The sequence below is a fragment of the Microbacterium hominis NBRC 15708 genome, from assembly GCF_001592125.1.
GTDB lineage: Bacteria > Actinomycetota > Actinomycetes > Actinomycetales > Microbacteriaceae > Microbacterium > Microbacterium hominis.
The window spans coordinates 43,101-59,155 of sequence record NZ_BCWI01000007.1; the positions used below are offsets into that span (position 1 = coordinate 43,101).

Annotated in this window: 17 protein-coding genes; 12 read left to right on the forward strand and 5 right to left on the reverse strand. The window is 71.0% G+C overall.

What is annotated here, in order from left to right; genetic code table 11:
- The first annotated feature begins 118 nt into the window (after positions 1 to 118).
- From MHO01S_RS07525 to MHO01S_RS07545, 5 genes are all read left to right on the forward strand, one after another.
- Positions 119 to 1,501 carry an ABC transporter substrate-binding protein gene (locus MHO01S_RS07525; protein WP_167626517.1) on the forward strand — a complete coding sequence of 461 codons (1,383 nt, stop codon included), beginning with the start codon at positions 119 to 121 and terminating at the stop codon, positions 1,499 to 1,501.
- Between the two features lie 108 nt (positions 1,502 to 1,609).
- Entirely contained in the window at positions 1,610 to 2,497 is an 888-nt protein-coding gene (locus MHO01S_RS07530) for a carbohydrate ABC transporter permease (RefSeq protein ID WP_060960082.1), read from the forward strand.
- On the forward strand, positions 2,494 to 3,369 hold the full coding sequence (locus MHO01S_RS07535) for a carbohydrate ABC transporter permease (protein WP_060960081.1): 876 nt from the start codon (positions 2,494 to 2,496) through the stop codon (positions 3,367 to 3,369). Before MHO01S_RS07530 ends, MHO01S_RS07535 begins: the two co-directional genes overlap by 4 nt.
- Before the next feature lie 95 nt (positions 3,370 to 3,464).
- A complete protein-coding gene (locus MHO01S_RS07540; protein WP_061782089.1) occupies positions 3,465 to 5,537 on the forward strand; it encodes a right-handed parallel beta-helix repeat-containing protein in 2,073 nt (690 codons plus the stop codon).
- A gap of 104 nt (positions 5,538 to 5,641) precedes the next feature.
- Positions 5,642 to 7,858, forward strand: coding sequence for an alpha-L-rhamnosidase (locus tag MHO01S_RS07545; protein WP_061782090.1), 2,217 nt, complete (start codon positions 5,642 to 5,644; stop codon positions 7,856 to 7,858).
- A 29-nt stretch (positions 7,859 to 7,887) separates the two neighbouring features.
- On the opposite strand, the gene MHO01S_RS07550 is transcribed toward MHO01S_RS07545, so the two are convergent.
- On the reverse strand, positions 7,888 to 8,259 hold the full coding sequence (locus tag MHO01S_RS07550; protein WP_060960077.1) for an ArsR/SmtB family transcription factor: 372 nt from the start codon (positions 8,257 to 8,259) through the stop codon (positions 7,888 to 7,890).
- A gap of 85 nt (positions 8,260 to 8,344) precedes the next feature.
- Between MHO01S_RS07550 and MHO01S_RS07555 the strand changes: the two genes are divergently transcribed.
- Both MHO01S_RS07555 and MHO01S_RS17020 read left to right on the forward strand, forming a co-directional pair.
- On the forward strand, positions 8,345 to 9,661 hold the full coding sequence (locus MHO01S_RS07555; RefSeq protein ID WP_060960076.1) for an FAD-dependent oxidoreductase: 1,317 nt from the start codon (positions 8,345 to 8,347) through the stop codon (positions 9,659 to 9,661).
- 130 nt (positions 9,662 to 9,791) lie between these two features.
- The gene (locus MHO01S_RS17020) at positions 9,792 to 9,998 is read left to right on the forward strand and encodes a GNAT family N-acetyltransferase (protein ID WP_371836320.1); all 207 of its coding nucleotides are present in this window, start codon (positions 9,792 to 9,794) and stop codon (positions 9,996 to 9,998) included.
- Between the two features lie 3 nt (positions 9,999 to 10,001).
- Here MHO01S_RS17020 and MHO01S_RS07560 read toward each other — a convergent pair whose 3' ends face one another.
- Positions 10,002 to 10,676 (reverse strand): arsenate reductase/protein-tyrosine-phosphatase family protein, encoded by a 675-nt coding sequence (locus tag MHO01S_RS07560; RefSeq protein ID WP_061782091.1) that lies wholly within the window; start codon positions 10,674 to 10,676, stop codon positions 10,002 to 10,004.
- A gap of 50 nt (positions 10,677 to 10,726) precedes the next feature.
- Between MHO01S_RS07560 and MHO01S_RS07565 the strand changes: the two genes are divergently transcribed.
- From MHO01S_RS07565 to MHO01S_RS16790, 4 genes are all read left to right on the forward strand, one after another.
- Positions 10,727 to 11,467, forward strand: coding sequence for an aquaporin (locus MHO01S_RS07565; protein ID WP_060960074.1), 741 nt, complete (start codon positions 10,727 to 10,729; stop codon positions 11,465 to 11,467).
- Complete coding sequence (locus MHO01S_RS07570; protein ID WP_060960073.1) at positions 11,464 to 12,852, forward strand: FAD-dependent oxidoreductase; 1,389 nt, start codon at positions 11,464 to 11,466, stop codon at positions 12,850 to 12,852. The genes MHO01S_RS07565 and MHO01S_RS07570 overlap by 4 nt, the downstream gene beginning before the upstream one ends.
- Positions 12,849 to 13,280: an arsenate-mycothiol transferase ArsC gene (locus MHO01S_RS07575; RefSeq protein WP_060960072.1), complete on the forward strand. Its 432-nt coding sequence runs from the start codon at positions 12,849 to 12,851 to the stop codon at positions 13,278 to 13,280. The genes MHO01S_RS07570 and MHO01S_RS07575 overlap by 4 nt, the downstream gene beginning before the upstream one ends.
- A 117-nt stretch (positions 13,281 to 13,397) precedes the next feature.
- A complete protein-coding gene (locus tag MHO01S_RS16790; RefSeq protein WP_197425773.1) occupies positions 13,398 to 13,550 on the forward strand; it encodes a hypothetical protein in 153 nt (50 codons plus the stop codon).
- Positions 13,551 to 13,626: 76 nt separating this feature from the next.
- Here the strand turns inward: MHO01S_RS16790 and MHO01S_RS07580 are convergent, their stop codons facing one another.
- Positions 13,627 to 14,172 carry a GNAT family N-acetyltransferase gene (locus tag MHO01S_RS07580; protein ID WP_060960071.1) on the reverse strand — a complete coding sequence of 182 codons (546 nt, stop codon included), beginning with the start codon at positions 14,170 to 14,172 and terminating at the stop codon, positions 13,627 to 13,629.
- 43 nt (positions 14,173 to 14,215) lie between these two features.
- On the opposite strand from MHO01S_RS07580, the gene MHO01S_RS07585 reads away from it, so the two are divergent.
- Positions 14,216 to 14,860, forward strand: a complete 645-nt coding sequence (locus MHO01S_RS07585) for a TetR family transcriptional regulator C-terminal domain-containing protein (RefSeq protein ID WP_060960070.1) — start codon at positions 14,216 to 14,218, stop codon at positions 14,858 to 14,860.
- Here MHO01S_RS07585 and MHO01S_RS07590 read toward each other — a convergent pair.
- A complete protein-coding gene (locus tag MHO01S_RS07590) occupies positions 14,842 to 15,669 on the reverse strand; it encodes a MerR family transcriptional regulator (RefSeq protein WP_060960069.1) in 828 nt (275 codons plus the stop codon). The two genes, MHO01S_RS07585 and MHO01S_RS07590, sit on opposite strands and share 19 nt — an antisense overlap.
- 105 nt (positions 15,670 to 15,774) lie before the next feature.
- Positions 15,775 to 15,978, reverse strand: a complete 204-nt coding sequence (locus tag MHO01S_RS07595) for a cold-shock protein (protein WP_060960125.1) — start codon at positions 15,976 to 15,978, stop codon at positions 15,775 to 15,777.
- Positions 15,979 to 16,055: the final 77 nt, after the last annotated feature.

A 16,055-nucleotide genomic window follows, 5' to 3' on the forward strand; every position in this document is an offset into this window, starting at 1 on the left:
CGGTCTTGCGTCCGCCGCCACCCTCGGGCTAATGTGCAAAAGCGCTTTGGCATCTGGCCCGACCAAAGTACATCACGCACCGAGTCGCCTGCAATCCGACTCAGAAAGAGAAGTTTCGATGAAGAGACCACTCCGCTCCCGCCCGTGGGCGAAAGCCGCCGCTCTCGCGGCGATGACGGCCCTGACCGTCGGCGGGCTCACCGCCTGCGGCGCCGGCTCCACCCCGGCCGAGTCCGCCGGACCCGTCGAGATCGTCATCGGCAATCAGCCCGCCGCGACCGAGACCGCCCGCCTCGCCCTGTTCAACTCCCTCGTGGAGACGTTCAAGTCGCAGCATCCGAACTACGTCGTCACGACCACCGAGGACGGCTGGGACGCGCAGACCTTCTCCGCGCGGCTGGCCGCCGGAGACCTGCCGACGGTGATGGGTGTGCCCTTCACCGAGATCCGCGGACTGATCGAGCGCAAGCAGGTCGCCGACCTGACCGACGCCGTCGACCAGCTCGGGGTCACCGACCTGCTGAACCCCCAGCTGGTCGACCTCGTCTCCGCCGACGGCAAGAAGTACGGCGTGCCGACCATGGCCTACGCGATGGGACTCGTCTACAACCGTGCCCTCTTCGAGAAGGCGGGCCTCGACCCCGCCGCCCCGCCCACCACGTGGGACGAGGTGCGCGCCGCCGCGAAGCAGATCATGGACAAGACGGGCGTGCCCGGCTTCGCCCAGGTGACCACCGACAACCAGGGCGGCTGGGTGCTCGGCGCCCAGGTCGCGTCGCGCGGCGGGTCGCTCGTGAACGAGGCCGGAGACGAGATCACCTTCGACGATGCGGCCACCACCGACGCGCTGACGCTCCTGCACGAGATGCGCTGGACCGATGGCAGCATGTCTCCCAACGGGCTGATGGCGGCGCTCGATCTCGCGCAGGCGTTCGCGGGGCAGCAGGTCGGCATGTTCATCCTGCAGTCCGACGCCTACCGGCCGCTCACCGAACAGCTCTCCTTCCCCAGCGCCGACTTCGGCTTCGGGGCCATGCCGACCGTCTCGGCGGGCGACGCGCCCACGACCCTGTCGGGCGGCACCATCGACATCGTGCGCCCCGATGCGTCGCCGGCGCAGGCGAAGGCCGCCGTCGAGTGGATCCAGCTCGCCGAGCTCGGCAAGTACACCGACAAGGATGCCGCGCGCGCCGACGCGCAGGCACTCGCGTCACAGGGCTCCGCCGTCGCGATCCCCGGCCTGCCCGTCGTGACCGCCGCGGCCTACGAGCAGTACCTGTCGTGGATCTCCGATCTGAACAACGTCCCGATCGAGAACTTCCGCCCCTACCTCGACGAGGTCGCCGAGCAGAAGGTGCAGTCGGAGCCGCCGGTGAAGGGGCAGGACATCTACGCGACGCTCGACCCGGTCGTGCAGGCGGTCATCACCGACCAGGGCGCGGACATCCCCACGCTCGTGTCCGGCGCCGCCTCCACGGCTCAGGCGCTGTTGTCCCGCTGATCCGTGCGGGGCGGCGGTGAGCCCGCCCGTCGCCCCGCACCCCCACGACTCCTCGCCGCGCCGCGGCGGGGGAGCCCACCACCCGTCCCCGTCGCACCGAGGAGTCCGATGTCCGTCCGTTCCCGACGTCGCCGCACGTCCCTGGCGGCGCTCGCCGTCGCCGCGCCGACGATCGTCGTGTTCGCCGTGTTCTCGTGGTGGCCGATCGTGCGCGGCGCGCTCATGAGCGTGCAGCACCCGACGTTCGTGGGCGCCGTCGAGTGGGTCGGCTGGAGCAACTTCGCCTACGTCCTCGCCGACCCGCAGCTCGGGCAGGCGGTGGGCAACACCCTGTGGTTCACGGTGCTCGCGATCGTCTTCGGATTCCCCCTGCCCCTCGCCCTCGCCGTCATGATCTCCACGGTCCGCGCCCGCCGCCGCGGCCTGTTCGCGGCGCTGGCGTACTTCCCGGTGATCGTGCCGCCGGTGGTGGCGATCCTGCTGTGGCGGTTCGCGTACGACCCCGCCCCGACCGGGCTGTTCAACAGCATCCTGGCGACGGTCGGGGCCGGACCGTTCGCCTGGCTCAACGACGCCGCGCTGGCCATGCCGTCGATCGTGCTGCAGGCCACGTGGGCGGCGGCCGGGACGAGCGTGCTCATCTACCTGGCCGCGCTCACCGCCGTCCGCCCCGACCTCTACGAGGCCGCGGCGCTCGACGGCGCGTCGGTGTGTCAACGCGTCTGGCACGTCACCCTTCCCCAGATGCGCACGATGATCCTCATCATGCTGCTGCTGCAGCTCATCGGTGCGGCCCAGGTGTTCACCGAGCCCTTCCTCATGACCTCGGGCGGACCGCAGAACGCCACGCTCACGATCCTGCTGCTGATGTACCGGTACGCGTTCGGCGGCTCCGCCGACTACGGTGCGGCCACGGCTCTCGGGCTCCTCCTGGCCGCGGCGCTCACCGTGCTGTCGGTGCTCTACCTGCGTCTCACGCGGAGGTGGCAGGCATGAGCGGCGGCCTGCTCACCCCGGCGGAGCTGCGGCGCCCGCGCACGCGGTGGGTGCTGCGCGGCGTGCACGCGGCCGTGCTGGCCGGACTGGTCGTGGCCGGGTTGGGGCCGCTGCTGTGGCTCGTCGCGGCATCCCTCGGCGAGACCACCGACGTCCTGCGCGACCCGCTCGGGGTCTTCGGGCGGATGACCGAGTGGCACCACTACGCCGACGCTTTCCGCGGCGTCGACACCGCGCGCCTGCTGGGCAACACGCTGGCGATGGCGGCGGGATCGGCGGTCACGACCGTCGTGGTGGCCCTGAGCGCGGGATACGTCATCGCGATCATGCGGCCGCGCTGGGCGCCGCTGCTGTCGGCCGGCATCCTGGCGACGGTCTTCCTGCCGGCGATCGTGTCGTTCGTGCCGCTCTACCTCACGGTGGTCGACCTGTTCGGCACCGGCATCTCGCTGCAGAACACCTTCTGGGCGGTGTGGCTGCCCGCGGGCGCCAACGCGTTCGCGGTGCTGCTGGTCACCGGGTACCTCCGCGGCATCCCGCGCGAGCTCATCGAGGCGGCCGAGATCGACGGCGCCGGGCCGCTGCGCATCCTGTGGAGCGTCGTGCTGCCGGCGGCGCGGCCCATCCTCGGTGTGGTCGCCCTGCTGGCCGCGATCGGGGCCTGGAAGGACTACCTGTGGCCCTCGCTGGTGCTCACCGACCCGAAGGTGCGGCCCATCTCGGTCGCGCTGCCGATGCTGGAGCGCACGAACGACCTGACGACCTTCTTCGCGATCCTCGTCGTCTCGGCGCTGATCCCCATCGGGCTGTTCCTGGTCTTCCAGCGTCCCCTCCTGGCCAGCGCCGGCCTCTCCGCGGGGATGAAGGACTGAGACCCGCCGCCGTCGCCCCCCGTCACCGATGCGGCCCCGCCGCCACGAAGCTCCCGCGCGCAACGGTGCGTGCGGACGAGAGAGGAGATTGGTCCATGACCGAACAGCCCATGTCGCGACCGGAGGGCCGCCGCCCCAGGTCGCGCCGCCGCGCGCTGGCCACTGCGCTCGCCGTCGTGCTCGCGACCGCAGGGGGCGTGCTGGCGGCCGAGCCCGCCCAGGCCGCCCCCACCGCGTACTACGTCGACAGTGTGAACGGCAGCGACGCCGCCGCCGGCACCAGCCCGGCCACCGCGTGGAAGTCGCTCGCTCCGGTGAACGCGCACACCTTCGCCGCCGGCGACAGCATCCTGCTCGCGCGCGGCGGCACCTGGACGGGACAGCTCGCTCCGCAGGGGTCGGGCACGGCGTCCGCCCCCATCACGGTCTCCGCCTACGGCTCGGGCGCGCTGCCGCACCTCAGCGGCGCGTCGCTCGCGTCGGGCGGCACCGTCCAGCTGCAGAACCAGAGCTGGTGGACGATCCAGAACCTCGACGTGTCGAACGACTCCGGCACCGACAACTTCGGCGATCCCACGGGCGGCACGCCCCGCTCCGGCATCCTGGTGCGCAACACCGTCGCGAACACCCTGCAGCGCGGGATCGTGATCCGCAGCAACGTCGTCAGCGACGTCAACGGATGCTTCCACTGCGCCGACATCGACGCGCACGACAACGGCGGGATCGTCGTGGACACCACCCAGCTCGGCGCGAGCTTCGACGGGGTGCTCATCGAGAACAACACCGTGCACGACGTCGGCCGCACCGGCATCGTCGTGTGGGACGCCAGCTACTTCACCACCGACATGACGGTGATCGTGCAGTCCGCCCTCACCTCGAACGTCCGCATCCGCGGCAACACCGTGATCGACCCCGACAGCGACGGCATCCTCGCCTTCGGAACCGACGGTGCCGTGCTGGAGTACAACGTCGTCCGCGGGGCGGGCCAGCGCACCACCGATGCGGGCAACATGCCGGCGTCGGCGGGACTGTGGCCCACGCGCGGCATGAACACGCTCGTGCAGTTCAACGAGGTGTCGGGCACCCGCACCCACGGCACCGACGGTCAGGGCTTCGACGTCGACATGGGCAGCAAGAACACCCGCGTGCAGTACAACTACTCGCACGACAACGAGGGCGGCTTCCTGCTCCTGATGGGCGGCTACTCGAGCGACGTGGTGGTGCGTGACAACCTGTCGGTCAACGACGCCTGGGGAGGAGTGAAGGGCGTCTTCACCTTCTCGTGGGGCGTGCCGGGACCGGTGAAGATCTACAACAACACCGTCTACATCCCCGCCGGATCGCCCGCGAACCCCATCTACTGCGACGGCGACGCCGGGGCCTGCGCCTCATCGACGCCGGGCCAGTGGTCGTTCGTGAACAACATCGTCGACAACCACGGCACCGGGTCGTACACGTACCCCGGCATGGGCACGAACGCGACGTTCGCCTCGAACGTGTTCTCGGGCAACCACCCCGCCAGCGAGCCGGCCGATGCCACGAAGATCACCGCCGACCCGCGGTTCGTCGCGGCGGGCACCACCGGCAACGGGTTCGCCGTCGCCGACGCCTACAAGCTCCTGTCGACCTCGCCGGCGATCTCCACCGGGCAGGTCGTGAGCCCCAACGGGTTGCGCGACTTCTTCGGCAACGCACTGTCGACGACCGCGGCGCCCTCCCGCGGGTTCCACGAGGCCGCGCCGCCCGCCGTCGCCCCGGCGCTCTTCGACCCGGTCAACGACTGGAGCATCAGCACGGCGCGCTCGGCGAACATCATGCTCGACACGACCGCTCCGGCATCCAACATGGCCGGCGACACCTCGCGCATCAAGCGCAGCGACGACCAGCCCGGCTGGGTGCGCTGGGATGCGGCGGCCGGCAAGACCGTGACCCTCTCGACCTTCTACTTCAACCAGGGGCCGAGCGCGTTCACGATCGTCGCCCTCGACGGCTCGGGCACCGCCACGACGGTGGCCTTCACCGCGACGGCGGCTACGGCCACGACCAACGGGTGGACCAAACGCACGATCACCAGCGCGGCGCTGCCGGCCGGCACGCGCGCCGTCGAGGTCCGGTTCGGGCTCGTGTCATCGTGGGGCGTGCAGATCGGCGACATCACGATCGGCTGAGTCCCCGCATCCGCAGAGCGGGCTCCGCGTCGTTCGCCGTCCTGGGCGACGCGGGGTCCGTTCTCGGGGGTGGTGCCCGTCGAGGAGAGGCAGGAGGAAGAAGGATGCTGGAGGGTGCGAGCGTGCTCCGCGCGCCGGAGGGATGGCGCGGTGCGCCGGGGTTCGTGCGCGCGTTCTCGGTGCCGGGCGGCGCCGCGCTGACCGCGGCGGTGCTGGAGGTGACGGCCGAGGGTCTGGTCGAGCCGCTGCTGGACGGACGGCCCGTGACCGCCGACGTGCTCCTGCCGGGGTGGACGGCGTACCGCCACCGGCTGCGCGTGGCGACCTACGACGTCACCGCGCAGCTGGGCCCCGGGCGCTCCCACGAGATCGAGCTGCGTGCCGGCAACGGCTGGTACTGCGGTCGCCTCGGATGGAGGGGAGCCCGCGCGCTCTACGGCGATCGGCCGGGTGTCGCCGCCGCGCTGACCCTGCGTTTCGACGACGGCTCGTCGCGCCGTCTCGTCACCGACGACGCCTGGCGGACGGTCCGCACGGCGACGCTCTCCGATGACCTCTATGACGGTGAGCACCTCGATCTGCGCACGCGCCGCGGCGCTGCGCATCCGGTCGTCGTGGAACACCTCGACCGCTCCCGGCTCGTGCCGTTCGCGGGGCCCCCGATCGTGCGGACCGCACGCGTCGCCCCCATCTCGGCGTGGAGCGACGGCCGCGGCGGCACGATCTTCGACTTCGGACAGAACCTGGTGGGTCGGCTGCGGATGAGGGTCCGGGGGCCGCGCGGCCATCGGCTCACCGTGCAGCACGCCGAAGTGCTCGAACGCGGAGAGCTCGCCCGCCGCCCGCTGCGCAGCGCCCGCGCCGAGGACGTCGTCGTGCTGTCCGGCGGCGACGACGACGTCGAGCCCGCCTTCACCTTCCACGGGTTCCGCTACGCGCGCATCCAGGGATGGCGCGCGGTGGAGGGCGACGTGGAGGCCGTCGTCATCGGCAGCGACCTGCGCCGCACCGGACGCTTCGCCTGCTCCGATCCGGTGCTCGACCGCTTCCACCGCAACGTGGTGTGGAGTCTGCGCGGCAACACCGTCGGCATCCCCACCGATTGCCCCCAGCGGGACGAGCGCCTGGGATGGACGGGCGACATCGCCGTGTTCGCCCCCACCGCCTGCTTCCTCTTCGACATGGACGGGTTCCTCCGGGAGTGGCTCACCGACCTTCGGTGCGAGCAGGACGATGCCGACGGGCGGGTGCCCTATGTCGTGCCCGATGCGCTGCCGGGGTGGAGCGTGCGCGCGGGGGAGCCGCCGGAGGCGGTGGGCGTCTGGAGCGACGCGGCGGTGTGGGTGCCGTGGGCGCTGTGGGAGTCGTCGGGCGAGCCCGCCGTGCTCGCGGAGAGCTGGGCGAGCATGACCGCGCACGTCGAACGGGTGCTCGGCCGCCTCTCCGCCGACGGGGTCTGGCGCGACGACTTCCAGTTCGGGGACTGGCTCGATCCCACGGCTCCGCCCGACGACCCGTTCGCGGCGATCGCTGACCCCGGCGCGGTCGCGACGGCCGCGCTGCACCGCAGCATCCTGATGCTGTCCCGCGCCGCGAGCGTGCTCGGCCGTCCCGGCGATGAGAGGCGGTGGGCGGCCCGCGCCCGGCGGCTGCGCGACGACTTCCGGCGGGCGTACGCCGAGCCCGGCGGGCGGCTGCGCTCGGATGCGCCCGCCGTGTATGCGCTCGCGATCGTCTGCGAGGTGCTCGACGGGGCGGATGCCGCGAAGGCCGGGCAGCGGCTGGCCGAGCTCGTCCGCGCGTCGGGACACCGCGTCATCGCCGGTTTCGCCGGTGCCCCCTACCTGTGCGACGCCCTCACGGCGACCGGTCATCTCGACGACGCGCTGGCGCTGCTCGTCAACCGCGAGACGCCGGGGTGGCTCGCCCCGGTCGACCTCGGAGCCACCACCGTGTGGGAGCGATGGGACGCGCTCCTTCCCGACGGAACGGTCAACCCGGGGGAGATGACGAGCTTCAACCACTACGCGTTCGGCGCTGTCGCCGACTGGATGCACCGCGTCGTCGGCGGACTCGCCTCCCTCGCCCCGGGGTGGGCGCGGGTGCGGGTCGACCCGCGTCCGCCCGCCGGCCTCGCCTGGGCGCGCACCTCGATCGACACGCCGCGGGGCACCATCGGCGTGCACTGGGAACGGGATGCCGAGGGCGCGCTCCACGTGGACTACGCCGCGCCCGAGGGTGTCGAGGTCGAGCTGGCCGAGGACATCGCCGATCGCGCGCGCCGCGTCCCGCCTGCGGCGCTCGCTCCGGCGACGGCATGACGGCCGGAGCGATCCGCCGCCTACGGCCGCTACCCAGAGCTGCGGCTGGGCTCAGCGTTGATCAGCACCCCGGCGACTTGCTCGAGCGCGGTCGGCACGAGACGGTAGTACGCCCACGTTCCCCGCTTCGCGCGGGTCAGGAACCCGGCATCCGTGAGCACTTTGAGATGATGCGACACGGTCGGCTGCGACAACCCGATCGGCTCGATCAGGTCGCACACGCACGCCTCCTGGTCGAGGCTGGACGCGACGATCGACAGCAAACGCAACCGGGCCGGATCTGCAAGAGCCTTCAACGTCTGCGCCAGCTGCTCCGCGTCAGGCTGCGACAACGGCTCGGCGACCAGCGGCTGGCAACACGTCACCGTGGAGACGTCGTGGACCTCGAGCATCGCACCCATGCATCGATGATAGTCGATATTGACAGTCATCGATAGATGAGTCGATACTTGCATCGACGCACATCGATATCTTGGAGGTCACGTCGTGATTCTGTTGGATCTGACTCCCCGCGCCGTGCACAGCGATCGTCTCGCGACGCTGCCCGTGGTGATCATCGGCGCGGGGCCGGTGGGGCTCGCAGCGGCCGCAAACCTCGCCGAGCGCGGCATCGACTTCGTCGTGCTCGAGGCGGCGGATGAGGTCGCGGCGTCGGTGAGGCTCTGGGGCCATACGCGCCTGTTCTCGCCGTGGCGGCATCTGATCGATCCGGCCTCGGAGCGACTCTTGGAGGAGGCCGGATGGGTCGCTCCGGCATCGGATGACGCCCCGACGGGCGCCGAGCTCGTGGAGGCCTACCTTGCCCCGCTGGCGGAGCTGGAGGCGATCGGGTCGCGGATCCGGTTCGGGGCGCGGGTCGTTGCGGTCAGCCGGGAGGGCATGGATCGGACACGCACGGCGGGCCGCGCACAGGCGCCGTTCCTGCTGCGGCTGCGACACCGTGACGGGTCCGTGGAAGACATCACCGGGCGGGCCGTGATCGACGCATCCGGCACCTACACGACGCCGAACCCGCTCGGTTCATCCGGGCTCTCCCCGATCGGCGTCGAGGCTGCCGGCGATCTGGTCGTGCACGCTCTCCCGGACGTGCTCGGCGCGGACCGGTCCCGGTTCACGGGCCTGCACACCACTGTGGTCGGCGCCGGTCACTCGGCCGCGAACACGCTGATCGCGCTGGCAGAGCTGGCGAAGACCGCGCCGGGAACCCGGGTCAGCTGGCTGATCCGCAACGCCTCCGCGATCCGCGTCTCCTCGTCCCCTGACGACGAGCTGGAGAACCGCGCGCTGCTGGGCTCGCGGGTCGACCAGCTCGTCGCGACCGGGCGCATCGACCTCGTCGACGGGTTCGAGATCTCCACCCTCCACCGCGGCAGCGACGGCGTGGTGCTGCACGGCTCACGGCGCGGGGAACCCGCGCAGCACAGCACCGACCTGGTCGTCAACGCGACCGGGTTTCGGCCCGACCTCGACATGCTCCGCGAGGTGAGGTTGGAGCTGGATGACATCGTGGAGGCCCCGCGCCGGCTGGCGCCCCTTATCGACCCGAACGAACACTCCTGCGGCACCGTCGAACCGCACGGGTTCCGCGAACTCACCCACCCGGAGCCAGGGTTCTTCCTGGTCGGCATGAAGTCCTATGGCCGCGCACCGACCTTCCTGCTCGCGACCGGTTACGAGCAGGTCCGCTCCATCGTCGCCTGGATCGATGGCGACATGCCCGCCGCCACCCAGGTCGAACTCGTCCTGCCCGCGACGGGGGTCTGCTCCACCGACATCGGCAACGGCAGCTCCTGCTGCTCATGACTCGTATCCGGCCGATGACCTCGGAGGACTGGGCCGCGGTCGAGGAGATCCTCGCTGCGGGGATCGCCGGGGGTGAGGCGACTTTCGAGACCACGGGCAGGGCATCGGCGCCGCGCTGCTGGACGCGTTCATCCACGTCGCCGACGACGCCGGCTACTGGACCATCCAGTCGAGCATCTTCCCGGAGAACACCGCGAGCCTCCGCCTGCACGACCGGGCCGGGTCCCGGCGCATCGGCACGCGGGAACGCGTCGCGCTCATGACCGTCGGCCCACACGCCGGCACCTGGCGAGACACCGTCTCGATCGAACGCCGCTCCACCCGCAATGGCGGCTGAGGGTCAGGTCAGGGCGAGTATCCGCGGTGCCAACCGCGTCACCCGCGCGGACAGATCCGCGAACGTCGCCTCGAACGCCTCGTCCGTCGCGACCGGCACCGGGTCGGGCACCGACCAATGCACCATCCCTGCGGGGAACTCCTCGTGCGCGCGGTCACACACCGTGATCACGAAATCCGTGTCCTTCACCAAGCCTTCGATCTGCTGCGGCGCCGCGCCGGCAAGATCCAGACCGTGACGCGCCGCGGCGGCGACGGCACCGGTAGCCACGTCGGCTGCGGGATGCGTCCCCGCGCTGACGGCGGGGATCTCGCTGACGTCGTTCCACAGCGCCTGTGCCAGCTGAGACCGAGCCGAGTTGGCCGAACACACGAACACGACCCGGTCGGCACCGGCCGTCGCGAACGATCCCAGTTCGACCAGTGCGCCCGGGATGAGCGCCACATACATCCTCCGGCCGTCGCCTTCGGACCGAGTCCGCGACACGATGCCCACCCGCTCCAGCACTTTCAGATGATGCGCGAGCAGGTTCGAGGTCATCCCCGGCAGCTCGTGCAGTAGCTCGGTCGGAGAGAGATCTCCGAAGGACAGCAGGTCCAGCATCCGCAGCCGCGCCGGATCGGCCAGGGCGGCGTGTTTCGCAGCCCGCACCTCGAGAGAATTTCGCTCAACTTTCATTACCTCAATCTTGACTGAGTTATAGTCGTGTCGTCAAGATGAGGGAGCCCATGAACACGATCGCGTTGCTGCGCCGCGTCGGCGCCGAGCTCCTCGGCACCGGGCTTCTGGTGACCGTCGTCGTCGGCTCCGGGATCGCCGCCGCGCGGCTCTCAACCGATTCGGGCCTGCAGCTGTTGGAGAACTCGATCGCGACCGCGCTCGGCCTTGCGGTGCTGATCCTGCTGCTCGGCCCGGTCTCCGGCGCGCACTTCAACCCCGTCGTCTCCCTCGCTGACACCCTCCTCGATCGTCGGCACGGCACCGGCATGCCGTTGCCGCTCTCGGTGTTCTACATCGTCGCGCAGGTCGCCGGGGCGATCCTGGGGGCGATGCTCGCCAACGCCATGTTCGAGATCCCGACCTCCATCGCCACCACCGCCCGCGCCACTGCGGGGACGTTCCTCGCGGAGATCGTCGCGACCGCCGGGCTGGTGCTGCTGATCTTCGGCCTGGCCCGCGCGCGCCGCACCGCCCCGACGATCGCTGCGGCGGTCGGGGCCTACATCGGCGCCGCGTACTGGTTCACCAGTTCCACCTCGTTCGCCAACCCCGCCGTGACCATCGGCCGGATCTTCACCGACACCTTCGCGGGCATCGCCCCGACGTCGGTGCTCCCGTTCCTGGCTGCGCAGCTGTTCGGCGCCGGCATCGGTGTCGCCCTCGCGGTGCTGTTGTTCCCGCGCGCCACCGTCACTGCGGACGACCTCGCCGTCACTCGTACCCTCACCGACCCCAAGGAAGCCTCATGACCCACATCGTCGCCATCGGCGGCAGCGACGCCGGCATCTCCGCCGCGCTGCGCGCCCGCGAACTCGACCCGACCGTCGAGGTCACCGTCGTGGTCGCGGACGCCTACCCGAACTACTCCATCTGCGGCATCCCGTACTTCTTCTCCGGCGACGTGAAGCCATGGCAGTCCCTCGCGCACCGCACCCACGCGGAGCTGGAAGCCACCGGAATGCGCCTGCGCCTGGACACCCTGGCCACCGGCATCGACGTCGCCGGGCAGCGGTTGAGCATCCGCGACCAGCACGGCCGCGAGGAACAGCTCAGCTACGACGAACTGATCGTCGGCACCGGCGCCCTCCCGGCCCACGCCGGCATCACCGGCCTCGACACCCTCGGCCCCGACGACGGGCTGCACGTCATCCACTCCATGGGTGACACGTTCGCCCTGCAACGGCAACTCGAGGAACAGAATCCCGGCTCGGCGATCATCATCGGCGCCGGCTACGTCGGCCTCGAAATGGCCGAAGCGTTCACCGCACGCGGCATGCACGTGCTGGTCCTGCAGCGCGGACCCGAAGTCCTCTCCACCCTCGACCCCGAGCTTTCCGGGCTGGTCCGCACCGAACTCGAAGACCACGACGTGCTCGTGCACACCGGCACCACCGTCCACACCGTCGAGAAGACCGCCGAAGGCCTCATCGTCCGCGGCACCCGCAACGGGCAGCCCGTCACCCACACCGCGCAGCTGGTCCTCGCCGTCGTCGGCGTCCGCCCCAACACGACCCTCCTCGAACAGGCCGGCGCGACCCTCGGGCCCGGCCGCGCCGTCGTCGTCGACGAGCAGATGCGCACCGGCCTGCCACACGTCTTCGCCGCCGGCGACGGCGTCATCACTCACCACCGCCTCCTCGGGCTCACCTACCTGCCCCTCGGCACCACTGCCCACAAGCAGGGCCGCGTCGCCGGGGAGAACGCGCTCGGCGGCACCGCCCGATTCGCGGGATCCGTCGGCACCCAGGTCGTGAAAGTCTTCGACCTGGTCGCCTCCCGCACCGGCCTGCGCGAGGACGAAGCCATCGCCGCCGGCTACCGTCCCGCGACCACGCAGGTCGCCGCCGACGATCACAAGCGCTACTACCCGGGCGCGCAGCCCATCAGCATCCGGATCACCGGCGACGCCCAGAGCGGCCTGCTGCTCGGCGCGCAGCTGGTCGGCCGCCTCGGCACCGAAACCGCCAAGCGCGTCGACACCTACGCCACTGCCCTGTTCGCCGGGCTCACCGTCGAACAGATCTCAGACCTCGACCTCTCCTACACGCCCCCACTCGGCTCCCCGTGGGACGCCGTCCACGTCGCCACTCAGGCCTGGTCCCGCACCCACACCCCCGCAGGAGTCCTCGCGTGAGCACCCCACCCACCGTCCTGTTCATCTGCCAGCACAACGCCGGCCGATCCCAACTCGGCGCACACCTCCTCGCTCACATCGCCCCCGGGCAGGTGAACGCGACCAGCGGAGGACTCTCACCCGCCGAGCACATCAACCCGGTCATCGCCGACGCCCTCGGCGAGTTGGGCATCGACACGAGCGCGGCCGTTCCGCGCGCCGTCACGGCCGCAGACCTCGCCGCGGCGGACATCGTCGTCACCATGAAGCCCCGGCTTGCTCTCCCCGGACCGGTGAGCGGGCGGCTTGTCGAATGGGAGTTCCTCGACCCCGAGAACTGGGGCATCGACGGCGTCCGCGGTCTTCGCGACCGCATCCTCGCCCACATCCGCATCCTGGCAGCTGACCTGGGCACCACGGCCGCGTCGAGCGGGCCGGTCACCGGCTGAGGGTGCGCTCCACGTGGACTACGCCGCGCCCGAGGGCGTCGAGGTCGAGCTGGCCGAGCAGATCGCCGATCGCGCGCGCCGCGTCCCGCCTGCGTCGCTCGCTGGAAGACTGTGACCGTGCCGGGCTTTCATCACGTCGAACTGTGGGTCGCAGACCGTCCGCGAGTGCGTCGCGAGTGGGGCTGGCTGCTGGGCGGACCGGATCACTACGCGGGCTGGCTGGAGGACTCCGCGGGAGCCAAAGCCGAGATCGTCGCCGACGACCGCTGACGACCCGCTCCTGCGCGGATCGAGCGCGGGCGAGCGCGGCGCTCCGGAGGTGGCCGCACATGCCCGGCGGGCGGGGTCACGCCGGGGCGAGGTCCTCGCGCACCAGTGCCCACACCTGCTTGTCGTGGAACACCCCGCCGTTGAGCCAGGCGCCGCGCAGGGTACCGTCCAGTGTCATCCCCAGCCGTCGCGCGACCGCGGCGCTGCGCTCGTTGTCGGCCCGGCAGCGCCACTCGACGCGGTTCAGGCCGCGCTCGCGCAGCGCATACTCGACGAGCACCCGGGATGCCGCGGTCACGAGTCCCCGTCCCTCGGCCGCGGGCTCGAGCCAGCATCCGATCTCGCAGTGGCCGGCGGCGGCGCTGAAGGCGACGAACATCACGCCGCCGACCAGCCGCCCGTCCGCCCAGATGCCGAACAGGCGCGCGCCGTCATCGGCCGCACTCGCTGCGTAGCGGTGCAGCGTGGCGCGGGCGCCCTCGACGGTGTCCGTGACGAACGAGGCGCCCACCCAGGGGCGGATGTGCTCGCGCGCCCGCTCCATGTGCGCGGCGAACTCGTCGGCGTGCCAGAGCTCCAGAGGTCGCAGCTCGGCGGAGGGGGAGAGGACTCGATGAAACATGGACGCCTTCCATAACGATCGTTATGTCGGGCAGTCTAGACCCATGCCTCCTGCCGAGCGGACCCGCCGCGACCGTCAAGCGGAGGTGGCCGAAGCCGTCTGGCGCGTGCTGGACCGCGACGGTTTCGTCGGGCTTTCCCTGCGTGTCGTCGCCGCCGAGATGGGTGCGACGACCGGAACCGTGACGCACTACTTCCGCTCGAAGAAGGAACTCACCGATTACGCACTCGACCTGCTCGCCGCGCGCCGGGCCGCGGATGCGGGATCGCCGTCGGAGAGTGCTCGATCGGCGCTGCGGGCGGCGCTGCGCGGCATGCTGCCGCTCGATCGGCCGTCACGGTCGGCGACGCGCATCTGGGTGAGTTCGTGGGATGCCGCGCTCGCCGAGCCCGACCGTGCGGCCGCGCACGCGCAGCGCTATCGCGACAGCCGCGCCAGACTCGCGCTCCTCGTGGCGGCGGTCCTCGACGAGACGTCGCCCCACCCGGACGATGCGGCCGCGATCGCCGAGCAGCTGCACGCCACGATGCTGGGCATCGCCACTCAGGCGGTGCTCGACCCCGAGGCGTATCCGCCCGAGCGCGTGGCGCGGCTGGTCGAGGCGGCCATCGCCCGATGGGTCACCGATCCGACGGAGGCTGGTGGCCCCTCGGGCGACGGCGCGCCCGCTCAGGCGAGCGGTTCGTAGACCTCGGTGATCAGCTCGGCCGGGCCCACCTCGGCGGGCGTGTTCAGGTAGATGTTGAACGCGCGTGCAGCCAGCGCGTCGTCGCTGCGCGGACGCAGCCCGTCGGCGGCGATGCGTTGGTTGATCAGGTCGTGCGCGGCGGTGATCTGATCGTAGGGGCCGACCACGCGCGCGACGAGGCAGTCGCGCGCGGGAAGCTCGACGACCTCGAGCGGGGCCTCGACACGCGTGCCGGGGGCGACGGGGACGAAGACCGAGAGGTCGACGTCGCGCTCGGTGTACTGATCGTCGTGCTCGATCACGCCGCACGGACCGAGCGGCGCGATCGACTGCGCGCCGAGAGCGGGCATCATCCGCTCCCAGAGCTGGCCCTCGTCGGCGTAGGTGGGCACGGTTCCGCGCAGGCACGCGAGCGTCATCGCGGGAACGGTGGTGCGACTGACAGTGATGGACATGGGTGTTCCTCCGTGGTCGAGAAATCTGTTGATGAGAGAGACACGTCCCTGGGCCGCGCGCTGTTCCTCGAGCAGGGACTCGCGCTGCAGGCGCAGCGCCGTCGTCCATTCCGGGGTGTCGCGGGCGGCGAGGAGGATGCCGATGGCGGAGACGCCGAACCCGACGTCACGCAGATTGCGGATGTCAGCGGCATCCTGGAGCTGCCGTGCCGCATAACGTCGGTACCCGCTCACGCGGTCGACGTCGGCGGGCACGAGGACTCCGTGGAGGTCGTAGTGACGCAGCATGCGCACGGAGAGTCTGCTCAGCGAGCTGAACTGTCCGATCGTCATGAGATCCGTGGTCTCGGCCATGAGGTCATGCTCCCGCGTGACACGGTGTGAGAGTCAAGTCCGTCGCGTGAACGGGAAGAGCCCGCCCCGACGATCGTCGGGACGGGCTCTCTCGCGCGGTCTGGGTCAGAGCGCGCGGATGTTCGCGGCCTGCATGCCCTTGGGGCCACGCTCGGCGTCGAATTCCACCTTCTGGTCTTCGCGCAGCTCCTTGAAGCCGTCGGTGACGATTGCGGAGAAGTGCGCGAACAGGTCGGCGGAGCCGTCGTCCGGCGCGATGAAGCCGTAGCCCTTCTCGGAGTTGAACCATTTCACGGTGCCAGTGGCCATCGTGTCTTTCCTTCTGTTTTTCGGGCCGCCGGGGCGGCCGGGTGTGCCGAGTCGACGAATGCGACGCGGACGTGTGG

Coding starts and splice junctions, on each gene's coding strand:
- MHO01S_RS07525 (WP_167626517.1), top strand. CDS start 119: ATGAAGAGACCACTCCGCTCCCGCCCGTGGGCGAAAGCCGCCGCTCTC.
- MHO01S_RS07530 (WP_060960082.1), top strand. CDS start 1,610: ATGTCCGTCCGTTCCCGACGTCGCCGCACGTCCCTGGCGGCGCTCGCC.
- MHO01S_RS07535 (WP_060960081.1), top strand. CDS start 2,494: ATGAGCGGCGGCCTGCTCACCCCGGCGGAGCTGCGGCGCCCGCGCACG.
- MHO01S_RS07540 (WP_061782089.1), top strand. CDS start 3,465: ATGACCGAACAGCCCATGTCGCGACCGGAGGGCCGCCGCCCCAGGTCG.
- MHO01S_RS07545 (WP_061782090.1), top strand. CDS start 5,642: ATGCTGGAGGGTGCGAGCGTGCTCCGCGCGCCGGAGGGATGGCGCGGT.
- MHO01S_RS07550 (WP_060960077.1), bottom strand. CDS start 8,259: ATGGGTGCGATGCTCGAGGTCCACGACGTCTCCACGGTGACGTGTTGC.
- MHO01S_RS07560 (WP_061782091.1), bottom strand. CDS start 10,676: ATGAAAGTTGAGCGAAATTCTCTCGAGGTGCGGGCTGCGAAACACGCC.
- MHO01S_RS07565 (WP_060960074.1), top strand. CDS start 10,727: ATGAACACGATCGCGTTGCTGCGCCGCGTCGGCGCCGAGCTCCTCGGC.
- MHO01S_RS07570 (WP_060960073.1), top strand. CDS start 11,464: ATGACCCACATCGTCGCCATCGGCGGCAGCGACGCCGGCATCTCCGCC.
- MHO01S_RS07580 (WP_060960071.1), bottom strand. CDS start 14,172: ATGTTTCATCGAGTCCTCTCCCCCTCCGCCGAGCTGCGACCTCTGGAG.
- MHO01S_RS07585 (WP_060960070.1), top strand. CDS start 14,216: ATGCCTCCTGCCGAGCGGACCCGCCGCGACCGTCAAGCGGAGGTGGCC.
- MHO01S_RS07590 (WP_060960069.1), bottom strand. CDS start 15,669: ATGGCCGAGACCACGGATCTCATGACGATCGGACAGTTCAGCTCGCTG.
- MHO01S_RS07595 (WP_060960125.1), bottom strand. CDS start 15,978: ATGGCCACTGGCACCGTGAAATGGTTCAACTCCGAGAAGGGCTACGGC.